This is a genomic window from Arthrobacter sp. SAFR-044 (genome assembly GCF_051965175.1).
Lineage (GTDB): Bacteria > Actinomycetota > Actinomycetes > Actinomycetales > Micrococcaceae > Arthrobacter.
In genome coordinates this window covers 1-14,840 of record NZ_JBQCMK010000023.1, presented here as the reverse complement: position 1 = coordinate 14,840, position 14,840 = coordinate 1, and the positions used below count along the sequence as shown (strand labels likewise).

The window sequence follows — 14,840 nt, the reverse complement described above, 5'->3', positions numbered from 1 at the left end:
GCGTCGGGGTCGAAGAAGTGCGCCACCAACCCGGCGGCACCGGCGGCACCGGCGGCATCGAGGCCTTCGGTTTCGTCGGCAATGATCTTCGCGTGCTGCCACGACACCGTGCCCGCGGACAGGGCCTCGACCACGGGCGGCAGGGAACAGATCCGGCGGGACTGGTCCACGAACGCGCCTGCTGCGGCGGAACTGATGGTCAGGATCCCCGCGATCTCCTCGACAACGGATATCCCCGCGTAGGTGCGGTCCTGGATCGAGGCATTCGGCGGGGTCATGGCCTGCTGGAACTCCATGGCGTCGGCGGCGTCCCGCGCCTGATCTGCGCTGAGCCGCGCCGTGAGGCGGGACCGAAGTTCCAGCCGTTCCAACCGGATCTCGTACCGCCGCTGCAACACATCCCTGTCGGTGTGAACATGAGCCCCGGAAGCCAGGGAAGCGTCCTCAAGAGCCAGCGCATCAAGGGCAGCAACAGAGGCACCAATACCTTCCGATACTGCCGCCCTGTCCTGGATGATTCCCATACCGACATCATCCATCGAGGCACTGACATTTGAAGCCGCCCCTGCCTAACCGCCAGGCCGCCCCGTGCGAAAGTCACCCAAAAATCAGCTGCGCCACCGTGAAAATCACCAACCCGGCCAGGGATCCCACCACGGTGCCGTTGATGCGGATGAACTGCAGGTCCTTCCCTACTTGGAGCTCGATTTTCTGCGAGGTCTCCTCGGCATCCCAGCGCGCAACCGTGTCCGTGATGACGCCGGCGATGTCTGAACGGTAGGTCCGGACCAGGTATCCCGCGGCGTCGCCGATCCAGGTGTTGACCTTCCCGGCCAGTTCCGGATCGTCTACCAGCCGCGACCCAAAATCGCGCACCGCGGCCTTGAACTTGATGGTGAGCTCGCTGTCCGGATCGTCCACGGCACCAAGCAGCGCATTCTTCACGGTGCCCCAGGTCCGGGACGCGAGCTCGCGCACCTCGGGATCACCCAGGACCTGCGCCTTGATGTCCTCTGCGCGTGCAATCATCGCCGGATCATGCTGCAGGTCCTGTGCGAGGTCGCTGAGGTAGGTGTCGATGGACTGGCGCACCTGGTGCCGGGGATCGGCCTGCACGGCCCGCACGAACTTGAGGATCTCGAGGTAGACCTTGTCGCCCACCAGCCCGTCCACGAACTGCGGAACCCAAGTGGGGGAGCGGTCGGATACCAGGCGGGTGACGGTCTCGTGGTTGTCATCCACCCAGTCCGCCGCCCGGTCCACCAGCAGGTCCACCAGCGTGCGATGGTGCCCGTCGTGGAAGATCCGCTCCGCGAGCCTGCCCACCGGCGGCCCCCACGGCGGAGTGAGCAAGTGCTTGCGGACCATGCCTTCGATGACGGCCTGGACGTCGTCGTCGTTCAAAACCTTGAAGGCGCCGCGGATCACCGCAGCCCCTTCCTTTGCCACCCGGTCCGCGCCGCCGGGCGCAGCCAGCCATTCCCCGGCCCGGCGGGCGATGTTGACGCTGGCCAGCTTGTCCTGGACCACCTGTTCGGAGAGGAAGTTGGTTTCCACGAACTCACCCAGGGAGGCGCCAATCTGGTCCTTCCGGCGCGGAATGATGGCGGTGTGCGGAATCTTGATGCCCATGGGGTACTTGAACAGGGCCGTCACGGCGAACCAGTCGGCCAGCGCGCCCACCATGCCGCCCTCGGCAGCCGCACGCACGTACTGCAGCCACGGGTAGTCCTTCTGCAGCGCGAACGCGAAGACAAAGATCACGGCCATGGCGATCAGCAGGCTCAGTGCCAGCAGCTTCATTTTCCGCAGCGCTGCCGCCTTCTCGGCGTCGCCGGCACCAAGCTGGCGGCTTACGACGGCGCCTGCCGCCATCCTTCCCGGCGGCACCTCCCGCGCTGCCTCCGCGGGTGCTTCCTGCGTGGTTGGCCCGGTAGTTGCCTCAGAGTTCACCTGCATGAGCCAAGCCTAGCCCCGAAGGCGCGGGCCGGTCGGCTACCGTGTGTCCATGACAATTGACGAGTCAGTGCCGCAGCGGCCGCTGGTCTTTGCCCACCGCGGTTCCAGCGGAGCATATGCCGAACACACCCGCGCCGCCTACCTGCAGGCCCTGGCTGACGGCGCCGACGGAGTTGAATGCGACGTCCACCTGACCCGGGACCAGCACCTGGTCCTGCTCCACGACGCCAACCTGGACCGGACCTCGGACGGAACGGGGCCGGTGGCGGAACGGAGCCTGGACGAGCTGCGCCAGCTGGACTTCTCGTCCTGGAAAGGCGTCCGCATTCCCGAAACCTACGGAGCGCGGTCCGAACAACTCCTGACCCTCCCGGAGCTGCTGGACATCCTCCGCGGGGCGGGCCGCCCCGTGAAACTCGCCATCGAGCTCAAGCACCCAAGCCCCTACCAGCTCAAGCTGGAGGACAGGGTCCTGGAGGTGCTCCGCAGCGAGGGCTGGGACCCGCAGAGCTCCACACTGGACAAAGTGGCTGTGACCTTCATGAGTTTCAGTCCCGATTCGGTCCGGCACCTGCTCCTCTCCGTCCCGCCGCAGTACATCTGCCAGCTCGTGGACGACCTCACCATCCATGAGATCCGTGGCGGGCTGGGGGTGGGGCCAATTACCGGCGGCGCCATCGCCAACCTGATGAAGGCCACCCAGCTGGAAGGCGAACGGATCCTGGACGACCAGGAAGTGGGGATGGCCGGACCCGGCATCGATTACGTGCGTGAGCGTCCCGCCACCGTCCGGCGCTGGCTGGACTCCGGCCGCCGCTTCAGGGTCTGGACCGTGGACTCACCGGAGGACGTGGCCCTCTGCCAGGAGTTGGGCATCCAGGAGATCACCACCAACGTGCCGGCCCGTGTCCTTGACCAGTTGCGCGTGGCCGCGCCGCAGGGAAAGTAGCGCGGGCATGGGCGCCCTCAGCGCGTACTCCGGGCCCCGGTGGTGGACCGGACCGCTCGACGTCGAAGGCCTGGCGCTGCAGTCCGTGGAGGCTGCGGCGGAGGCCCTGAACCTGTACGCGGGGACGCCTGGCCGGTTCAGCACCGCCCCGGTGCTCACGGCAGCCGCGTTCGATTCCTTCGGGCACCTGCGGATCGCGGGGCGCAAGCCGCAGGGCTTCGCGCCACTTTCCGGCTTCCGGAAGACCTCCGACGGCTGGGTCCGGCTGCACGCAAACTACCCGCACCACGAGCAGCGGCTCCTCAAGGCCCTGGATGCCACCTCCGCGGAAGGGGTGGAACGGGAACTTCGCTCCATGGCCGCGCTGGAAGCCGAGGCCGTCATCCAGGGGCACGGCGGGATTGCCGCAGCTGTCCGGACGCGCAACGAGTGGCTTGCAACGGACATGGGCCGGGCGGCCGGGTCAGGACCTTGGGTCGCTGTGGAGCACGCCGACGGCACAACCAGTGGCTTCGGGCTGGGGGATGTTGGGGCGGCAACAGGCACTGGCACCAGCAACCGGCAAGGTGCCGACGGCCAGCCCCTGGCCGGAATACGGGTCCTGGACCTGACGCGGGTGATCGCAGGGCCGGTCGCCACCCGGCTGCTGGCCACCCTCGGAGCAGACGTCCTGCGGATCGACCCGCCCGCCTTTCCCGAAATCGAAGACCAGTTCGTGGACACGGCCTTTGGCAAGCGCAGCGCAGCACTCGACCTGGGGCTCGCGGAAAACCAGCAGCACCTCCAGCGACTCCTCGCCCGCGCAGACGTTGTGGTGATTGGCTACCGGCACGGTGCCCTGGACCGTTTTGGGCTCAACCCGCCGGCACTGCTGGCAGCACATCCGGGACTGGTGGTGGTCAGCCTGGACAGCTGGGGAAGCAGTGGGCCGTGGAGCGGCCTGCGCGGCTTCGACAGCATTGTCCAGGCCGCCAGCGGGATCGCGCATCTTTACGGAACAGAGAATGACGACGGCGGGTGGCACCCGGGTGCCCTTCCGGTCCAGGCGCTGGACCACGCCACCGGTTACGGCGTGGCCGCGGCTGCCGTTCGTCTGCTGGCCGGCCGTCGCCAGACGGGCGCGGGCGGTACCGCGCACCTTTCCTTGGCCCGAACGGCGGAGGAGCTGTTTTCCCTGGGCAGCATGCAGAACCCGGTCAGCATGCAGAACCTCGGCAGCATGCAGAACCCGGCCAGCACGGAGATCCCGGCCGGCGCGGCAAGTCCTGTGGAACTCCCTGCGCCTCAAGACCGGTTCATGGCCAGCAGTTACGGGGACTTGCGCTATGTTGGGCCGCCCCTGCTCGACGCGGGGCAGTCGCTGGATTATCAATCCCCGCCGCCACCGTATGGAACTGCGCAGCCCGCCTGGCTGTGAAGCCGTGCGGCGCCGCCGGGGTGCGGGCTCAGCTTGCCCAAGTCCTGGTTTCTGGGCGGCGCTTTGGCTGTGATTGAGTGGTTCCATGTCTTTTCCCAGGTCCGGCCCCGCAACTAAGGGCCTGTCCGCTCTGTCCCCATGCATTCACGCACCGGCCCTGCAGCACCTGTCCGCGGCTGCCATGGGAGCCCTCCTGCTGGCCAGCGCCGGCAAGCATTTCAGGGATCCCGCCTTCTACCGCGACGTCGTTCCGGAATATCTGTGCCGGCAGGATCAGGCACCGGGCGCCACTCCAAGCGGCGCCACCCAAGAAGGCACCGCCGAAAACAGTGCGAGCCAAAACAGCGCGACCCAAAGCAGCGCGACCCAAAGCCGCACGACCACAGGCGCCGCAACCCAGCATCCGTGGGCCGTCCTGTCCCGGGACGAGTGGATCGCCGTCAGCGGCCTGCTGGAGCTCGCAGCCGCCGTCGGAATTCTCCTCCCGCCCACTCGAAAGCTGACGGCCACTGCCATCACGGCGATGTTCACCGCGTTCCTGGCCGGGCACGTCGATGCCCTCGTGGGGGCGTACGGACCGGAGGGCACTCCCCGCCGGCGGAAGATCCATGCCGTGCGGCTTCCGCTCCAGGCGCCGCTGATCCTGTGGGCCTGGAGCTTGCGGCATCCGGCGGCGGCTGGCCGAAAGCACGGAGGCCGGGGGTGAAGCTGCTGGCATCGCCGGCGGTCAGGGTGGGTATCTCCATCAGTATTGCCACCGGCCTTTACGGCGTGTCATTCGGGGCGCTCGCGGTGACGTCCGGGCTGGACTTCTGGCAGACCATGGCGTTGAGCCTGCTCCTTTTCAGCGGCGGCTCGCAGTTCGCGTTCATCGGGGTGGTGGCAGGCGGAGGTTCAGGCCTCGCGGCCATGAGCGCCGCCACGCTCCTGGGCATGCGCAACGGCATCTACGGCATGCAACTGAACGCGCTGCTCCGGCCCACCGGCTGGCGCAAGTACGTCGGCGCGCAACTCACCATTGACGAATCCACCGCCACCAGCACGGGCCAGACGGACCCGGCCGAACAGCGGCGCGGTTTTTGGACTGCCGGAATTGGTGTCTACGTGCTCTGGAACCTCTTCACGGCTGTGGGTGCGCTCGCCGGCAGCGGCTTGGGTGACCCAAAACAGTGGGGGCTTGACGGGGCCGCCGTCGCCGCGTTCCTGGCGCTGCTCTGGCCCCGGCTCAAGGGGCGGGAGCCCATCGCCATCGCGGTGGTGTGTGCCGTGGCTACTGTAGTTGCTGTTCCCTTCGTTCCTCCCGGCGTGCCCATCCTGGTGGCCGCCGTCGTGGCCGCGCTGGTGGGGTGGTTCAGCCACGGCCGCCGCGACGAAGGCCTCGAACCCGACGTCGAGCCCTATGGCATTAGGCGAGGCACGGACCCGGAGGCAGGGGCATGAATCTGTGGATCTGGCTGCTTATTGCCTGCGCGCTTGCCTATGCCTGGAAGCTGGTGGGCTACTTTGTTCCCGCCAAGTTCCTCGAGGACCCGCGAGCATCACGCGTCGCGGGAACCATGACCATCGGCCTGCTGGCCTCGCTCACAGTGGTGAATGCGGTGGTGTCGGGCCAGGCTCTCGCCGCAGACGCCAGGCTGGGAGCGCTGGCCGCCGCCGCGATCGCCCTGGTACTCCGGGCACCGTTCCTTGTGGTGGTGGTCGCCGGAGCCGGCACGGCGGCACTGTTGAGGATCTTGGGCTGGAATTGATCCCCTAATTGATGGTCAAAGTGGTGATCCAGGTCACTTTATTGGGCGTGTACCGGCTGTACTATGGGATCGGCTTATGCAGTTGGCCATGGAATTTCCTATTGAACGGCAACCATGGAAAATCAGCTGCACCCTGCGGGCGGCTTAGCGGGCAGGCTTCGCCATAAGAACGCCCGACGGCGGGCAGGCCTTCCTGCCAAACGCTTCTTCAAGCGCTTTTCCGGACTTTCGGACGTCCCGGAAGAGGACCTGGAACTTCTCTCCCAAAGACTTCGGGATGCACTCGACCTGGATCCGACGTCGTCCGTGCCTGCCCTTCAAGCCTTGGTGCGCCGGGAGATCTGCAAGCGGGCGGACACAGGCAGCTCGTAGCGGCCCACCATTCCGGGTGCCATCTGTGATGGACTGGAAGAGAGGCAGCCCACACCCAGGCGGCCACCAAAGGAGGAATCGAGATGGACGACGAGTCACGGCCTGTTGAGCCGCAGGACGGCCACGGCACCGATGAGACCGGCAAGGACGCCAGGGGAGAACACGGCACCGGGGTGCCGGCCGGGGAACAGTCCGCAAAGTCACGGGCCGCCTATCTTGACCCGCGCGGTTCGGAGTCAACCCGCGAGCTGCGCGATACCGCCAGGAGGCGCCGGGACGCGGAAGAAAAACTCCAACAACACCTGATGGAAGCGAAGGACCACGTTCCCAACGAGTTCCATGAACATCCCGGACACGGCTACGTGGGACACGGACACGAAGGACATGAGCACCCGGCCCATGCGCCGTCCGGTCATGAGACGCCAGACCAGGAACAGACCGGCCAGGAGCAGGACAGCCGCACCGGCGATAAGGGCGCGGACAAGCCCTGATCAGCAGTGGAGTCCCTGGCCGGTTAGCCCCCTGCCTGCGGCGGCCGCCACAGACTTTCGGCCGCCGGACCCCTGGAACAAGCGGTGGTTTAAGCTACGCCGTGGGCAGCGCCGTCAGGTGACACGGACCTGCGGCACGTTTCCTCCACGCCCATCTCGTACCAGACCTGCGCGCCAAACTCGGGTTCAGGGGTATCCAGGTTCTGGTACAGGGCGTCAAGCAACTCGACCAGCTCGCCGGCGGGCAGTGTAGGCAGGACTTCCTCCGGCCCGCGGGGATCGGTCAGGTAGTGGAGAAGCTTTGAGTGGTTCATTGCAGTGCTGCCGTTGTGTGGGGGACAGGCGCGAAGGGCATGGGGTAGCTCCAACGTGGAAGTGCCGAGGCTGACTGCCTAACCCCAATTCAGAGTGTATTGCACGTACTTACTGGTAACAATGGAGTTGGCCCACAAGGCATCTGCCACCAGGAAATTGCCGCCATCGAACTACCGTCAACGAATTGCGGCAGCCGGCCGCGGCACGGCTTACTCCGGCAGTGCTCCGGGCCGGCCGGGCACTGTGGTGATGCCCGGGGCCGGCGGCACCGGCACGAACACGGGGAGCGGGCGCGACGGGCGGACCGTGCGGATAGCATCCTCCACCAGCGCCAGCGGGCGGCGCCACGCATCAGAACCGGGTTCCATGGTGTCCACCACGCCGATCAGCATGGCCAGCAGCCGGAACATGTCCGTCATGGAAATGTCAGTGCGCAGGCTTCCCTGGCCTTGGCCGCGCGCCAGCAGGATGCTCATGGATTCCATCAGGGAACCGGTGATTCCGGTGAGGAGTTCGCGCCGGCCGGCCACCGCGCACAGCAGGTTGGCGTCGTCGCTCGCGGCCCCCATCAGGGCTTCGAGGACGCGCAACAGGCCTGCGGCGGCGTCGATATCGGCAAGGGCGCCGTCCATGACAGGGTCAACTGTCAGCCGGAGCTGCCGGTTGAGTGCAGCAAGCACCAGTTCTTCTTTGTCGGCAAAGTTGCGGAAGAGGGTTGCCGGGCCTACTCCGGCGGTGGTTGCGATGATCTGGAGCGGTACCTCCGGTCCGAACTCCCGGAAGCACTTGCGCGCAGCTGTGATGATCTTGTCCACGTTCCGCGCTGCGTCTGCGCGGAGGGGTTTTCGGGCAACTGCGAGGCTCATGCCCAAAAGGGTAGCAACGGAGCCTGCGGCCAACACGGTTACTGCGGGGTAGGCCCTTATGTGACGGCCCCGGCCGGGCGTCCGGGCACGCTGCTGTCCTACGACGCGTGGGAGACTGGGGAGCATGTTGCTTGCATTTTCTGTTGCTCCGTCAGGCGTTCCCAGCGAAGGTTCCAGGCCCCACGATGCGTCAGTGCACGACGCCGTTGCGGCCGCAGTGAAGATCGTCCGGGAGTCCGGGCTGCCCAACCAAACGGATTCCATGTTCACCACGATTGAAGGCGAATGGGACGAGGTGTTCGACGTCGTAAAGCGCGCCACCGAAGCCGTGGGCCGCTATGGCAGCCGTGTTTCATTGGTGATCAAAGCAGACATCAGGCCGGGGTACCGCGGCGAGCTGACCGCCAAGGTAGACCGCCTGGAGAACGCGTTGGCACAGGAACCCTAAGCGTCGTTCGGGGGCCATATCATCTGGACCCCCGGCACGCCGCGTGCCAAACTGTGGCAATGTTCGAGCACAAACCCCGGCCGGAATGGATTGCCACCGAGGAGTTCCTGTCGGAAACCGTGGTGCATCCGGACAGTGCCGTCCAACAGGCCATCCACGCCGCGGCGGAGGCCGGGATGCCCGCCATCGAGGTGGCGCCGAACGCGGGAAAGCTCCTGAAGCTCCTGGTCCAGCTGTCCGGTGCCAGGCGCATCCTGGAGATAGGGACGCTCGCTGGATACAGCACCATCTGGATGGGCCGCGGCCTGCCCCCTAACGGCACCCTGGTCACCTGCGAGTACCTGCCCCAGCATGCGGAAGTGGCGTGGGCCAATATTGATGCGGCCGGCCTGGGGGAAAGGGTGGAGATCCGGCTGGGCCCTGCGCTGGAGACCTTGGCGGCCCTCGAGGAAGAGGAACGGGAGCCGTTCGACTTCATCTTCATCGACGCCGATAAGCAGAACAACAGCCGCTACCTGGACTGGGCCGTCAGGCTTGGCAGGCCCGGTGCCGCGGTGGTCCTGGACAACACCATCTGGGAAGGCGCGGTGCTGGACCCGGACATGGACCCCGTCAACGCGCCGGGGATCATCGATGCACTCAAGCTGCTGGGCGACCACCCCCGGCTGGACGCCACCGTGATCCAGACCGTCGGCTCCAAAGGCTGGGACGGGTTCGCCCTGGCGCGCATCCTCCCGCAAAACAGTAAGTAAGCTGTGGAGATGCGTCCGGTGCCCGCCGGACATCTCTCCTGGAGGACGTATTTGCAAGCGCCACTTACTCCTGTGCTCCTCAGTTCCGCCCCCGCTGAGCTCTCCCCATGGGGTTCCCTCCTGGAGTCATTCGCCGGTGCCGTGGGCGATGTGCCGGCCCTGCTGGCCCTCGCGGTCGACGCCGGACGGTCGTGGCCACGGCCTGGTGAAGGACGCACTGCAGAGTTGTGGGAGCTCCTGGCGTCTGTGGCCGCCGCTGATGTTGCCGCCGCCAGGGTGCTCGAGCCGCACCTCGACGCCGTCGCTATCCTTGCCCAGGCCGCCCAAGCGTTTCCGGCCGTCCACCCCACACCCGATGGTGCCGCACAAGCTGCGTGGGGCGTGTTCGCCGCAGAGGCACCCAACGCCAGGCTGGAGGCGCGCTCTGGAAGTACCGGCATTGTGCTCACCGGAACCAAGCCTTGGTGTTCACTTGCCAGCCAGCTGGACTGCGCCGTCATCACCGCGCATACGGACGACGGCGGCAGGGCGGCTTTTGCCGTCAGTCTTCGCCACCCGGGCGTGGCATGTGAGGAACCGGAGTGGATTGCGCGCGGGCTCCGGGAGATCCCCAGCGGAAGCGTGCGCTTCGACCAGGTCCCGGCGACGCCGGTTGGCGATACCGGCTGGTACCACAGCCGGCCCGGCTTTGCATGGGGCGGGATGGGCGTCGCCGCCTGCTGGCTGGGCGGAGCAGTGGGGGTGGCACGGGATTTCCGTGCCGGCCTGCTGGCAGGTGCGGATAACGGGCGGGAGCCGGACCAGCTGGCGCTCGCGGCATTGGGCGAGGTGGACCGGATCCTCGCCGCCGCCCTGCAGTACCTTGCCCGGACGGCAGCCCGAATCGACGACGGCACCCTCGGTGCCGACGGGAACCAAAGCACCTGGAGCGAGGCCCAGCGCGTGCGCGGAACCGTTGCGGCCGCCGTCGAACGTGTCCTTCACCTGGTGGGCTCCCACCGGGGGCCCGGGCCACTCGCCTTTGATGAACCGTATGCCAAAAGGATGGCGGACCTGGCGCTGTATGTCCGGCAGCATCATGGGGTACGTGATGATGCCCAACTGGGCCGGCTGGCGCTCAAGGGGGACTGCCCGTGGTGACCTTTTCGCATACAGACCAGGGGACCGCCGAGGAAGCGTGGGCCCGGAGCGGATTGGCTGCTGTGCCGGAGCTGCCGCTCGACGCGGCCGAACTGGCGGGCATGCGCTTCGTGGTCCTGGCGGCCCATCCTGACGATGAAACACTTGGCGCTGGGGGGCTCATGGCCTCGCTCGTGGCCCTGGGAGCCGAGGTGGAAGTCCTGCTGTGCACCGCGGGGGAGGGGTCGCACCCGGATTCGCCCACCACCACTCCCGGGCAGCTGGCCGCGGTCCGGCTTGCCGAGTTTTCCGCGGCCCTGGCCGCCCTGGGCCTGGCGGACCGCTGGACGTTCCTCGGCTTGCCGGACCGTGGACTGGGCGGCCATGCCGAAGCGATCGCCACTGCTGTCCGGGACGCTGCACAGCGGCTGGCCGGCGCCCCGGACCGGCTGGTCCTGGTGGCGCCGTACCGTGCCGACGGCCACGGCGACCACGATGCCCTTGGCGCGGCAGCGGCAGAAGTGGCCCTGCGCGACGGCCACGCCCTCCTGGAGTATTCCATCTGGTTTTGGCACTGGGCCACGCCCCAGGACCAGGACTGGCAGCAATGGGTCCGCTTCCATCTGGACGACCCCGCCCGCACGGCCAAGAAGCATGCCATGGAGGAGCACGCAACCCAGGTTCAGCCGCTGTCGCCTCTTCCCGGTGATGAAACGTTGCTCAGCGGGGCATTCCTGGAGCACTTCTCGCGTGGCTACGAGGTCTTCGCCTGGACGCCCGCACCCCCTTCGTCCGGACGGCCGCATTCCAGCAGTGACGCCGAACTGGTCTTCGACGGCGTCCATGGCGGTTCGGAGGATCCCTGGAACTACGGCACAAGCTGGTACGAGCGGCGCAAACGCGCGCTCACCCTAGCAGCCCTGCCGGCGGAATCGTATGAGCGCGGCCTGGAAGTAGGTTGTTCCATCGGCACGTTGACGGCGGATTTGGCTACCCGGTGCCGGAAGCTGCTGGCGGTGGACGCCAGCGGGACCGCAGTGCGCAGGGCCGGCCAACGGCTGGAAGGCATACCCGGGGTCCAGGTGGAGCAGCGGGTCCTGCCCGGATCCTGGCCCGGAGGAACATTCGACCTGGTAGTGGTTTCCGAAGTGGGTTACTACCTTGCCCCTGAAGAGCTGGCCCAGCTGTGGGACCGCGTGGAGGCCACCCTGGAACCCGGCGGAACCCTTCTCCTGTGCCACTGGCGGCATCCCATCACCGGCTGGGAGCTCGATGGGGACACCGTCCACACGCTGGCCAGGCAAAGGCTGGGATGGCGGACGGCCGGGCTTTACCAGGAACGCGACTTCCTGCTGGAAGTCCTGGTTGCTCCGCGCGGGGCGACGGGATGATGCCGGCCGGTCCGGGGGACGATGCTTCAAGGCCGCCGTCCGTCCAAAGCGCCAACGGCATCCAGCATGTTGCGGTCGTCGTTCCGGCCCACAACGAGGAGCAGCACCTGGAACGGGCGCTCACTGCGGTCAGCTGCGCGGCTGACCGGGTCGAAGCGGAACTGCCGGAGGTTGCCGTGCAGGTGGTGGTTGTCCTGGACGGCTGCACGGACCGGTCCCCAGCGGTTGCCGCGCGGGTGGCTGCCGGGGATCCGCGGTACCTGCTCCTTCCCGTCAGCTTCGGGAGCGTGGGAAAAAGCCGGCAGGCCGGCGTCAGGGCCGCGCTGGAGAACTCAACCACGCGTACGCAGGCTGGCCGGGCGGGAGGGGGCCATTCCATGCGGGGAATCTGGCTGGCCAACACAGATGCCGATTCCTGCGTGCCTTCACACTGGCTGGTGCGGCAACTGGAACTCGCTGAACTCGGTTTCGATGTTGTCCTTGGCACCGTGCAGCCGGACCCCCACGGCATGCACCTCGAGCTGTTGGCCCGCTGGCATGCGCGGCACGCCGGCACCGAGGACCACTCCCATGTGTACGGTGCCAACCTTGGAGTCCGTGCCTCTTCCTACCTCGCTGCAGGTGGCTTCCCCGGCGTCGATTTCGATGAAGACCAGGCGCTGGTGCGCCGGCTTCGAAGCAGTGGCGCGGGCATTGTTGCCACCGACACCACGCGGGTCCTCACATCAGGACGGACGGCGGGACGGGCGCCGCGCGGGTTCGCCGCGTATCTCCTGGCCCTGGCGCAGCCATAGGGCCCGGCGGAGTCACAGCAGCGGCACCTGACCCAAGAGCTGCCGGGGCATGGAAAAGGGCTGCTGCCCTGCGGCAGCAGCCCTTCGTTCCGGGAACTCAATCTCCCGCGACAGCGTCCCTGACCTTCCCGGCCGCCGGCTTCGGCCGGCGCTTCCGCTTCGTGTCAGACCAGGTCCGGAGCGCTGGCAACGATGTAGTCCGCCGCAGTTGGCCCAGTCATGGAGAGGTTGTTGCTGTCCGGGTTGATTCCGGCATCCTGCAGGGCCTCCCAAAGAGCTTCCGGCGGCTGGAGTTCGGCCTTGTGCAGGAGGCACCAGCTTGTGTAGAGGCCGTATAGCTCGTCGCGCCTGAGGCCCAGCCCGGGCTCCCTGTCCGCGACAACTGCTTCGGCGAGAAACTGTTCAAAATGGGTAGCAGGCATGTCCGCTCATAAAGGGTCGACAGTAGTTCCGCCGTCTGCTTCAGCGGCCTTGCCGGTTTCCGGGGGATCCCGGCGAGGTAATCAAGAAATTATTGCAGTTCTCCGTGCTTGTCCAGTTTGACCCGGCCCGGTTGCGCGTTGCCTGGCCACGCCCTGAACCGTGGCGCGTCGAAAAGTGGCGCCCGGGTGCCGGGCGGGATTTGAGGGGGGCCGACGGCGACTGGGGGGACTGGCCTCGGTCTCAGAAGAGGCCATCTCACCGCCGACCCCGTATTGCCCCGGGTGTACTTCAACCCAGGAAGACAAACAGGACCTTCAAGATGAATTTTCCTCCATCTCGAAGGTCCTGCCTAGTCCCCCCGGGCAGCGGCTGAACCTGCCTGCCTAAGCGCTCCCGCCTGGCTCGCCGCCGCCGTCGGGCTCCCCGTTGCCGGCCCGGTGCTGCACCTTCTCGCGGACCCTGTCGCGGTGCCGCTCGCCTGGCCGGAGTTCGTTCTGTTCATTCCCCGCAGGCTGCCCGTCGGGGTTATCGCCCGAATCGTGCTGCCCGTTCTCCGAGGCATACTGCTCCCGCAGTTCACGGCCGTGCTTGATGTCCTCCTCGATCTGCTTCTGCAGTTTCTCGCTCTTCTTCGTGTCGCGCGGCGGAAGCTGGATTGTTTCCTCTGCCTTGATGCCGGCCTGGAGTTCGCGGCCGCGCTCCACCTCAGCGTCGAACTCAGCGCCGAAAAGAAGGGACATGTTCAGGATCCACAGCCACAGCAGCATGATGATCACGCTGCCCAGTGCACCGTAGGTCTTGTTGTAGTTGCCGAAGTTGCCGACATAGAAGCCGAAGCCCAGCGAGGCGATCAGGAAGACAAAGAGGGCAATGCCGGACCCCATGCTCATCCACCGGAACTTGGGCTGCTTGACGTTCGGGGTTGCGTAGTACAGCACGGCAATGATGGCGATGATCAGCGCGATCATGACCGGCCACTTGGCAATGTTCCAGACCATGAGGAAGGGCCCGCTGAGGCCGATCAGCCCGCCCACTGCCTCAGAAACCGGGCCGCTGAGGACCAGCATGCCGGCCAGCAGCGCCACGATGACCACGGCCAGGAGCGTGACGCCAAGCATGGTGCCGCGGAGCTTCACGAACGCGCGCCCCTCATCTACCTCATAAATGCGGTTCATGGCGCGCCCGAAGGCTCCGACATATCCGGACGCCGACCACAGCGCGGTGACAAGGCCGATCACCAGGGTGAACCCGGCCGCCGGGGCGCTGGTCAGTTCCGACACCGGACCGCTGATGGTGTTGACCGTCTCCGCCGGGGCGAATCCGCGCACGATTTCCAGCAAGGCGTTTGTGGTCTTCTGCGGATCCCCAAAGAGGCCAAGGAGCGAAACCAGTGCCAGCAGTGCCGGGAACAGCGAGAGAACGGCGTAATACGTCAGGGCCGCTGCCAGATCGGGGCATTGGTCCTTGGTGAACTCCCGGAGCGTCTTCTTGGTGATGTATTTCCAGGAAGGTTTATCCAGGTCCCTCGGGCTGGCAGGTTTCCTTGAATCGTTTGGATCCGGAGCCTGCCCCGCCTTGGCGGTGCTGGTCTCGGAATCGTCGTGAGTGGCCATGGGGAAGTCCTCTCAATCAGGGGGCCAAGCGGACAGGCCGGCCCGCGGATGGCGGTGCCGGCCTGCCGATCAAACTGTTGCCTTACGGTGCCGCTGTGGGCTGATCAGGTGTTTTGGATGTTGTCTTTGGCGTCTGTTGCGCGGTCTTTGACGTCGGTGGCTGCGTATTGGCCTTCGGTTTTG

At 66.6% G+C, this 14,840-nt stretch carries 16 protein-coding genes and 1 pseudogene; 11 read left to right on the top strand and 6 right to left on the bottom strand.

The window, feature by feature from the left end; translation table 11 throughout:
• A pseudogene (locus ACTHQS_RS20835) lies at positions 1 to 524 on the bottom strand (HNH endonuclease signature motif containing protein); the annotation flags it as partial.
• A 73-nt stretch (positions 525 to 597) separates the two neighbouring features.
• The gene (locus ACTHQS_RS20830) at positions 598 to 1,875 is read right to left on the bottom strand and encodes a DUF445 domain-containing protein (protein WP_440172682.1); all 1,278 of its coding nucleotides are present in this window, start codon (positions 1,873 to 1,875) and stop codon (positions 598 to 600) included.
• 133 nt (positions 1,876 to 2,008) lie between these two features.
• Between ACTHQS_RS20830 and ACTHQS_RS20825 the strand changes: the two genes are divergently transcribed.
• From ACTHQS_RS20825 to ACTHQS_RS20800, 6 genes are all read left to right on the top strand, one after another.
• Positions 2,009 to 2,908 (top strand): glycerophosphodiester phosphodiesterase, encoded by a 900-nt coding sequence (locus ACTHQS_RS20825; RefSeq protein ID WP_440172680.1) that lies wholly within the window; start codon positions 2,009 to 2,011, stop codon positions 2,906 to 2,908.
• 7 nt (positions 2,909 to 2,915) lie between these two features.
• Positions 2,916 to 4,325, top strand: coding sequence for a CoA transferase (locus ACTHQS_RS20820; protein ID WP_440172679.1), 1,410 nt, complete (start codon positions 2,916 to 2,918; stop codon positions 4,323 to 4,325).
• An 85-nt stretch (positions 4,326 to 4,410) separates the two neighbouring features.
• Positions 4,411 to 5,031 (top strand): DoxX family protein, encoded by a 621-nt coding sequence (locus tag ACTHQS_RS20815; RefSeq protein WP_440172677.1) that lies wholly within the window; start codon positions 4,411 to 4,413, stop codon positions 5,029 to 5,031.
• Positions 5,028 to 5,765 carry an AzlC family ABC transporter permease gene (locus ACTHQS_RS20810; protein WP_440172675.1) on the top strand — a complete coding sequence of 246 codons (738 nt, stop codon included), beginning with the start codon at positions 5,028 to 5,030 and terminating at the stop codon, positions 5,763 to 5,765. The genes ACTHQS_RS20815 and ACTHQS_RS20810 overlap by 4 nt, the downstream gene beginning before the upstream one ends.
• Positions 5,762 to 6,073, top strand: a complete 312-nt coding sequence (locus ACTHQS_RS20805; protein ID WP_440172673.1) for an AzlD domain-containing protein — start codon at positions 5,762 to 5,764, stop codon at positions 6,071 to 6,073. The genes ACTHQS_RS20810 and ACTHQS_RS20805 overlap by 4 nt, the downstream gene beginning before the upstream one ends.
• Before the next feature lie 455 nt (positions 6,074 to 6,528).
• Positions 6,529 to 6,936 (top strand): hypothetical protein, encoded by a 408-nt coding sequence (locus ACTHQS_RS20800; RefSeq protein ID WP_440172671.1) that lies wholly within the window; start codon positions 6,529 to 6,531, stop codon positions 6,934 to 6,936.
• 89 nt (positions 6,937 to 7,025) lie between these two features.
• Here ACTHQS_RS20800 and ACTHQS_RS20795 read toward each other — a convergent pair whose 3' ends face one another.
• Both ACTHQS_RS20795 and ACTHQS_RS20790 read right to left on the bottom strand, forming a co-directional pair.
• Positions 7,026 to 7,250 (bottom strand): hypothetical protein, encoded by a 225-nt coding sequence (locus ACTHQS_RS20795; protein ID WP_440172669.1) that lies wholly within the window; start codon positions 7,248 to 7,250, stop codon positions 7,026 to 7,028.
• Between the two features lie 210 nt (positions 7,251 to 7,460).
• Positions 7,461 to 8,117 carry a TetR/AcrR family transcriptional regulator gene (locus ACTHQS_RS20790; protein WP_440172667.1) on the bottom strand — a complete coding sequence of 219 codons (657 nt, stop codon included), beginning with the start codon at positions 8,115 to 8,117 and terminating at the stop codon, positions 7,461 to 7,463.
• 124 nt (positions 8,118 to 8,241) lie between these two features.
• On the opposite strand from ACTHQS_RS20790, the gene ACTHQS_RS20785 reads away from it, so the two are divergent.
• The 5 genes from ACTHQS_RS20785 to ACTHQS_RS20765 all read left to right on the top strand — a co-directional run bounded on the left by ACTHQS_RS20785 (position 8,242) and on the right by ACTHQS_RS20765 (position 12,621).
• Positions 8,242 to 8,565, top strand: a complete 324-nt coding sequence (locus ACTHQS_RS20785; RefSeq protein WP_440172666.1) for a thiamine-binding protein — start codon at positions 8,242 to 8,244, stop codon at positions 8,563 to 8,565.
• 59 nt (positions 8,566 to 8,624) lie between these two features.
• A complete protein-coding gene (locus ACTHQS_RS20780; protein WP_159630318.1) occupies positions 8,625 to 9,317 on the top strand; it encodes an O-methyltransferase in 693 nt (230 codons plus the stop codon).
• Positions 9,318 to 9,389: 72 nt separating this feature from the next.
• Positions 9,390 to 10,457, top strand: coding sequence for a hypothetical protein (locus tag ACTHQS_RS20775; protein WP_440172664.1), 1,068 nt, complete (start codon positions 9,390 to 9,392; stop codon positions 10,455 to 10,457).
• Entirely contained in the window at positions 10,451 to 11,827 is a 1,377-nt protein-coding gene (locus tag ACTHQS_RS20770) for a PIG-L family deacetylase (protein ID WP_440172662.1), read from the top strand. Before ACTHQS_RS20775 ends, ACTHQS_RS20770 begins: the two co-directional genes overlap by 7 nt.
• Entirely contained in the window at positions 11,824 to 12,621 is a 798-nt protein-coding gene (locus ACTHQS_RS20765) for a glycosyltransferase (protein WP_440172660.1), read from the top strand. The genes ACTHQS_RS20770 and ACTHQS_RS20765 overlap by 4 nt, the downstream gene beginning before the upstream one ends.
• A 164-nt stretch (positions 12,622 to 12,785) precedes the next feature.
• Here ACTHQS_RS20765 and ACTHQS_RS20760 read toward each other — a convergent pair whose 3' ends face one another.
• Together ACTHQS_RS20760 and ACTHQS_RS20755 are read right to left on the bottom strand one after the other, a co-directional pair.
• The gene (locus ACTHQS_RS20760) at positions 12,786 to 13,043 is read right to left on the bottom strand and encodes a hypothetical protein (RefSeq protein ID WP_440172658.1); all 258 of its coding nucleotides are present in this window, start codon (positions 13,041 to 13,043) and stop codon (positions 12,786 to 12,788) included.
• Positions 13,044 to 13,427: 384 nt separating this feature from the next.
• On the bottom strand, positions 13,428 to 14,657 hold the full coding sequence (locus ACTHQS_RS20755; protein WP_440172656.1) for a YihY/virulence factor BrkB family protein: 1,230 nt from the start codon (positions 14,655 to 14,657) through the stop codon (positions 13,428 to 13,430).
• Positions 14,658 to 14,840: the final 183 nt, after the last annotated feature.

What these genes read in the sequence shown, in the direction of transcription:
- ACTHQS_RS20760 (WP_440172658.1), bottom strand. Translation starts at nt 13,043, where the DNA reads ATGCCTGCTACCCATTTTGAACAGTTTCTCGCCGAAGCAGTTGTCGCG.
- ACTHQS_RS20805 (WP_440172673.1), top strand. Translation starts at nt 5,762, where the DNA reads ATGAATCTGTGGATCTGGCTGCTTATTGCCTGCGCGCTTGCCTATGCC.
- ACTHQS_RS20780 (WP_159630318.1), top strand. Translation starts at nt 8,625, where the DNA reads ATGTTCGAGCACAAACCCCGGCCGGAATGGATTGCCACCGAGGAGTTC.
- ACTHQS_RS20785 (WP_440172666.1), top strand. Translation starts at nt 8,242, where the DNA reads ATGTTGCTTGCATTTTCTGTTGCTCCGTCAGGCGTTCCCAGCGAAGGT.
- ACTHQS_RS20755 (WP_440172656.1), bottom strand. Translation starts at nt 14,657, where the DNA reads ATGGCCACTCACGACGATTCCGAGACCAGCACCGCCAAGGCGGGGCAG.
- ACTHQS_RS20820 (WP_440172679.1), top strand. Translation starts at nt 2,916, where the DNA reads ATGGGCGCCCTCAGCGCGTACTCCGGGCCCCGGTGGTGGACCGGACCG.
- ACTHQS_RS20765 (WP_440172660.1), top strand. Translation starts at nt 11,824, where the DNA reads ATGATGCCGGCCGGTCCGGGGGACGATGCTTCAAGGCCGCCGTCCGTC.
- ACTHQS_RS20790 (WP_440172667.1), bottom strand. Translation starts at nt 8,117, where the DNA reads ATGAGCCTCGCAGTTGCCCGAAAACCCCTCCGCGCAGACGCAGCGCGG.
- ACTHQS_RS20795 (WP_440172669.1), bottom strand. Translation starts at nt 7,250, where the DNA reads ATGAACCACTCAAAGCTTCTCCACTACCTGACCGATCCCCGCGGGCCG.
- ACTHQS_RS20830 (WP_440172682.1), bottom strand. Translation starts at nt 1,875, where the DNA reads ATGGCGGCAGGCGCCGTCGTAAGCCGCCAGCTTGGTGCCGGCGACGCC.
- ACTHQS_RS20800 (WP_440172671.1), top strand. Translation starts at nt 6,529, where the DNA reads ATGGACGACGAGTCACGGCCTGTTGAGCCGCAGGACGGCCACGGCACC.
- ACTHQS_RS20815 (WP_440172677.1), top strand. Translation starts at nt 4,411, where the DNA reads ATGTCTTTTCCCAGGTCCGGCCCCGCAACTAAGGGCCTGTCCGCTCTG.
- ACTHQS_RS20825 (WP_440172680.1), top strand. Translation starts at nt 2,009, where the DNA reads ATGACAATTGACGAGTCAGTGCCGCAGCGGCCGCTGGTCTTTGCCCAC.